Consider the following 4,068-nt stretch of genomic DNA (forward strand, 5'->3'; position numbering starts at 1 on the left):
CAAGCCTATTATTATTACCCAAAGTCTTGTGTTTGTTTTCATGTCTCAGGAATCCAACAGGGAGATCGCCTGTCCGAGCCACTGGAATGTAACATCAGAGAGCCGATTCCTTGAGAGATTATCCCTCCATTTTTCCTAATTCCTGGGAAAGAAGCCATCCAAGTTTCTGGGGCTCGATGGCTCGCTTCCCCAGAAACTGTGAATGGATATATTCAATGGGTTATATATACATTCATTCATCTAGGACGGCGAACAAGGATGTATACACCGATTGCCACTCCTGCGGCTGACGCTGCAAGAAGGATAACGAAGACATAGGCGGGAAAGAAATTCATTGGAGGAGTGGGCTGCACAGGGTTGTATGGTGGTGGGGGCGCCACATACGGTGAGACCTCGAATGTTGGATCCAGAGGCATCGTGGCAGGATTGAAGGTCGCGTTCAGGATTCCGGAGGAACTTGCATTTTCTATGAAGGATTCAATCTCAGATCCATGACTAATTATCTGAACAACATACTGAATGCCCGGAACTCCACTGAACTGGAGGTCAACAGAGGGCGCCTTCGAACTGTTCACACCGACCTGAATGTATGTTGGCTCAACGGATTCCGAATAGTTATAGCCTTTCCATGTGAAGTTTGGTTGAGGGCCACCAACGAGACCGTTGGCGTACGAGATCGTGGGAGTATCACTCGCAATGGTGACGTCTGGCGTTAGGTTGTAATACCAAAAGGATGAACCACCATAAGTAGTGAGACTACCAGATGATGAAGTGTTGAAAAAATACTGGTATGAGGATGATTGCTCTGTTATTGTTGTACCTCCTCCAATCCACATTGAATATGGCGAACCTTTTCCTGACAAGTATAAAACATTGTAATATGATGGTATATTAGTCTCGGATGGAAGTGGGCGGTAATAAAAGTGGTTGTTGAAAAGCGTGAGATTAGTTGTGTGCTGCTCTGTGTATATCGGGGCTTCTAGATTGTTTAGGTTCATAAACCAGTTATTTGCAACATACATATTCTCGTGTGGGTTAAATCCTATAGCGGATCCTATGTCAACCGAGGGAGGAGCCGCAACAAAGGCGTTTGGGCCATAGGACTCATTGTTATAAAATATATTCCATGTTACATTTGATACATGGGATATCACCGCAAAACCACCCTGATAACCACCCCTGAATGTATATATAGTATTGTGTGTAAAATTGATGTAAAAAGACTGAGACTCATAAGTCATGTAAAACCCAGTCGTCCCTCCCAAGCCGCCACCATTGAAGGCATCCTTTGTGTCATTCATGAATGTTAGATTAACGTAGTCCCCTGACCAGGTATTATTGTCGTAGTTATCATCAAAGATTGGCTGACCTGAACTTCCCCATGTACCCGTAACTGTATTAGGAGAAAATATTCCAGTAAAATAGTTGTTGTGTATATTTATGTGGTTTCCATTTACCAAGATGAAGCCCTGCTGGAAGCCCCCATCAATATAATTGTTGAAGAAATTTACGTATGAGTTAATATAAGTTTGAGGAGGCATGAACCCGTATCCGTTATATGATGTGGGATGAGTATTATTATCCCAATATGCGATTACCGATGGCGAGTCAACGTAATAGAAGATATTGTTTGATACGCTGTCATTAGGTTCAAAATACATTGCCTCTAAAGGAGCCAACGGCGGAGCCGAATATGTAAAATTGTTGTACTCCACAACCGTATTCTGAGTAAATGTAAAGTAAGTAAAACCTATGCTGGAAAAATAAGCAAGCGAATCACCAGTAGGCATCCCATCCTGAACAAGATTATGCTCAAAGGTGGATTCCAAAGAATTGGTTGTAGCAAAATTAAAAGTTGTCCCAGATCCAAATATTGATTCGGTGATGTTCATAGTTAATCCGTTAATATTTCCAAATATTGATGAATTGATGAATCTGTCGTATTTCCATTGGGGACTGAAAACCCTGGCACCTACTGTATAGTTGTAGAAGGTACTATTCGACACGTAATCCGGTATAAGAAACGACGTGATATTTTCAAAAACCGACTTTTCCCAATGATTAGTTGCAGACACGCCAGCACTGGAATCAAAATATTTGATAATGCTACCAGATATGTTTCCACTTGGGGGTATCATGTCATTAGAATTCGATGTCGTTCCTACTCCATCGTATATCAAATCATGATAAAATGATCCAAAAATAGTGGAATTATAGGCATTGTCATTAGAGCCCCCGTACCATATTTCCGCAAACGAACTTAACGAAATAAATGTTGAATTGAACAGATAGATGTTCTCGGTGTCATCATTAATGCTGACGTTATCATATACAACAGTATCATTAAAAAAAAGTGAATGCCCATTGACATTTATGCCGTTTGAAATGTAAAAATACCCCCCTGTGACACTTGTGTTTACGGACAGTGACCAGGCAGATCCTCCGCTGACTGGGGGTGATGAACCGACTATTGTTGCCGTATGTTTCCACTCCGCAGGACTTAGTAACATGCCTGTTATAGACCAGATATTTCCACTGAAAGCGGATGTAGGAGCAACCGTGAAATTTGCTTCATACATCATGGTGTTAGTCAATGATTGATTGTAGCCAATGACGTCAAAACCATAGCTATATGCAGTACTAACGTGAGTAAAAATTGCCGTCCCATTATTTCCAGTGATGGCTGATGTGAGATACGCTCCGCCTGAACTGTCATTTAACAATTGCACAGTTATTTGCGTTGTTTGGTGTGTGTGACTATATGAATTTGTACCGTCCACATTGAAATATATAGTTCCAAGCGACGATGAAGGATTATCAACCGCAGATGACACGTATGATGAAGGAATCAGGTAAACGGTTCTGCTTGATGAACCTGGTGGAATCAACACCTGTTGAGTATAGTTGACATAAGACGAGGGGACTGAAGAGACAACAAACATCCAGTACCAACCTGCATAGGTTGATATTGATACCGTTCCACTTGCCGACGTTTTGTATGGATAAAATATTCCAGTCGTGATGTTCTGCAATAGAACAGTTTGAAATATTGCTGGCGTATTTGATGATTTAGTGCCATTGAGAACCGTTAAGTTTAATGTAGCTGGAATTTTAGGCATGTTTCCTTTATATCCAATCATGTTAGGATTTGGTTCACCCACTGTTGATGGTGCTCCAACGCTCGATTGAGGAACTGTTAATCCAATGTCACTCTTCGGAACTGTTAGCCCCTGTATTCCCTGCGCCCCAACATCCGATGGGACCGTAGGAGTTCCATACTGATAGGGGAATGTGAAAGAAGATGATGCCGACGGCGATGCCTGCGCTTGATTGCCTCCCGACTGGATTACTGCGAACGCCGTAAATACAAACAATCCTACTATAAACAATGATAATGCTCTTTTCAGTATCCTCATGGTCATCTACCCAGGTTTTAATTCCTGGGAAAGAAGCCATCTAAGTTTCTGGGGCTCGATAGCTCACTTCCCCAGAAACTGTGAATGGATATATTCAAGGGGGTACATATACATTCATCTGCGGTATATGATGACGTTCCATGATCTGCCGTCAGAGTTTATGTGGGGAGTTGTAATTTCGACCGCTATTGAAAGGCATTCCCTGATGTGGTACCGGATTACCTTGTAAGGAATATCCAGCTGATAGGCGAGTGCCCTTCCGAAAATTTTCCTTCCTGGTGGAATGGCCTCGAGGATTATCGAATCAACCTCATGGGCAAATCTCAATATAGGATCCTGGATCATTGACCCTCCTCTTTCCGAATGCGGTCGATGATCTTCCTGGGGTCGCACCTGAAGACGTCCGTGTTCCATGAACCATGCCATACTATGTAGAGAGCATCGTTTTTCTTCATTGACAGTAGGTCATCGACAAGAAAGTGGTTATCGGATTGCGAGAAGTATATCGCTTGTTCTTCTATTTTTCCTTCCTTGTATCTGACTATTATCCCCCAAACTGGCTTATCAAGCGGGATTGAGTCTTCTTCTCCATACCTGATTTTTCCTTTTGACATCACTTCACCTCAAACATCTGTTTCTCCTGTATGGTCTT

The 4,068-nt window shown here is 42.3% G+C and carries 3 protein-coding genes; all 3 read right to left on the minus strand.

The features are described 5' to 3' along the window. Window positions 1-236: 236 nt before the first annotated feature. Window positions 237-3,422, minus strand: a complete 3,186-nt coding sequence (locus tag KIS29_11340; GenBank protein MBX8640919.1) for a hypothetical protein — start codon at window positions 3,420-3,422, stop codon at window positions 237-239. Window positions 3,423-3,530: 108 nt separating this feature from the next. Further along, window positions 3,531-3,761 carry a hypothetical protein gene (locus tag KIS29_11345; GenBank protein ID MBX8640920.1) on the minus strand — a complete coding sequence of 77 codons (231 nt, stop codon included), beginning with the start codon at window positions 3,759-3,761 and terminating at the stop codon, window positions 3,531-3,533. After that, the gene (locus KIS29_11350; protein MBX8640921.1) at window positions 3,758-4,030 is read right to left on the minus strand and encodes a hypothetical protein; all 273 of its coding nucleotides are present in this window, start codon (window positions 4,028-4,030) and stop codon (window positions 3,758-3,760) included. Before KIS29_11350 ends, KIS29_11345 begins: the two co-directional genes overlap by 4 nt. Between the last annotated feature and the right edge of the window lie 38 nt (window positions 4,031-4,068).

Source organism: Candidatus Sysuiplasma jiujiangense (assembly GCA_019721075.1).
GTDB classification, from domain to species: Archaea; Thermoplasmatota; Thermoplasmata; order Sysuiplasmatales; family Sysuiplasmataceae; genus Sysuiplasma; species Sysuiplasma jiujiangense.

Bases quoted from the DNA above. Each gene is read 5' to 3' on its own strand.
- KIS29_11340 (MBX8640919.1), bottom strand. From the start codon at position 3,422: ATGACCATGAGGATACTGAAAAGAGCATTATCATTGTTTATAGTAGGA.
- KIS29_11345 (MBX8640920.1), bottom strand. From the start codon at position 3,761: ATGATCCAGGATCCTATATTGAGATTTGCCCATGAGGTTGATTCGATA.
- KIS29_11350 (MBX8640921.1), bottom strand. From the start codon at position 4,030: ATGTCAAAAGGAAAAATCAGGTATGGAGAAGAAGACTCAATCCCGCTT.